This is a genomic window from Streptomyces sp. NPDC001617, assembly GCF_053596855.1.
The window spans coordinates 1-1,437 of sequence record NZ_JBSFHA010000211.1 but is presented as its reverse complement, the minus strand read 5'-3'; the positions used below and the strand labels follow the sequence as shown (position 1 = coordinate 1,437).

Here is a 1,437-nt window from a genome sequence, read left to right as displayed (position 1 = left end):
CTAGTAGTGCTCCGTTAGGTCTGTCTCGCGGTGCTGTTTGGGGGCATGGTCAGGGTGTGGACGCACATGAAGTGAACCGTGCTCGGGCGAAGTTGGCGTTATTCGTGGCGGATGTGTTCGCGTCGGTGCCGCGCAAGGACCAGCGGGCGAAGGGCGACTGCTATCTGCGCGGGCTGATGCTGGACGGGCGGCGGAAGTCGATCCAGCCGATGGCGGAGCGGCTGCCGGACGGCAACGAGCAGAACCTGCAGCAGTTCGTGAACCAGTCGACCTGGGATGCGGTGCCGGTGCGGCGGCGGATCGCGCAGCGCATGGTGCCGCAGATCGGCCCGGATGCCTGGGCGGTCGATGATGTGTCGTTCCCCAAGGACGGCCGGATGTCGGTGGCGGTCGCGCGCCAGTACTGCGGCGCTGTGGGCAAGCAGGCCAACTGCCAGGTCGCGGTGAGCGTGCACGCGGTCTCCGACACTGCCTCCTGTCCGCTGCAGTGGCGGTTGTTCGTGCCCGAGGAGTGGGCGCACGATCCGGTACGGCGGCAGAAGACCGGGATACCGCAGGAGGTGGGGCACCGGGAGAAGTGGCGCCTGGCCCTGGACACCATCGACGAGCTGGCCGGGTGGGGGCTGGTGGCGCCAGTGGTGGTGGCCGACGCCGGCTACGGGCAGAACGCCGACTTCCGCGACGGCCTGAGCGGGCGGGGCATCGGATATGTCGTGGCGGTCCGTTCGGACGTGACCGTCCACCCGCACGACGCGGAGCCCACCGCCCCGGCGTGGTCGGGCAACGGCCGTAAGCCGCAGCCCCGCTACCGGGACAAGCCGTCTGCGGTGGCCGCGCTGGCGGCCGGCCATGGGCGGCAGGCGTTCACCGAGGTGACCTGGCGTGAAGGCTCCCGCGGGCCGATGTGTTCGCGCTTCCTGGCACTGCGGGTGCGGCCGGCCGGGATCAGGGCCCGTCGCCTGGCCCAGGCCGCCGCCACTGCCGAGCAGGGCCACTGGGACGGTGTCCTGCCCGAGGTCACACTGCTGGTCGAATGGCCCCAGGACGCCGAAGCGCCCACCGACTACTGGCTGTCCAACCTGCCCGCCAATACCCCGCCGGCTGAACTGGTCCGCCTGGCCAAGATCCGCTGGCGCATCGAGCACGACTACCGGGAACTCAAGCACGGCCTCGGCCTGGACCACTTCGAGGGCCGTTCCTGGAACGGATGGCATCACCACGTCACCCTGGTCACCGCAGCCCACGCGTTCCTCACCGAACAGCGCCTGGCCCCAAAAGCCGATACAGCGGACTCACCCTCTACCAGATCCTCGACGCCGTCCAGGACCTGCTGAACTGCTGGACCGGCACCTGCACCACCTGCCACCGCCCCCTGCCCAGAACATCCACCACCGGCCAGAGCCCAAGAGCCAGAGCAACCTAACGGAGTCCTACTAG

At 69.4% G+C, this 1,437-nt stretch carries 1 protein-coding gene; it reads left to right on the top strand.

Going from position 1 to position 1,437, the window contains the following annotated elements; genetic code table 11:
- Positions 1–56 precede the first annotated feature (56 nt).
- Positions 57–1,334 (top strand): IS701 family transposase, encoded by a 1,278-nt coding sequence (locus ACWC09_RS52640; RefSeq protein ID WP_450859432.1) that lies wholly within the window; start codon positions 57–59, stop codon positions 1,332–1,334.
- Positions 1,335–1,437 lie beyond the last annotated feature (103 nt).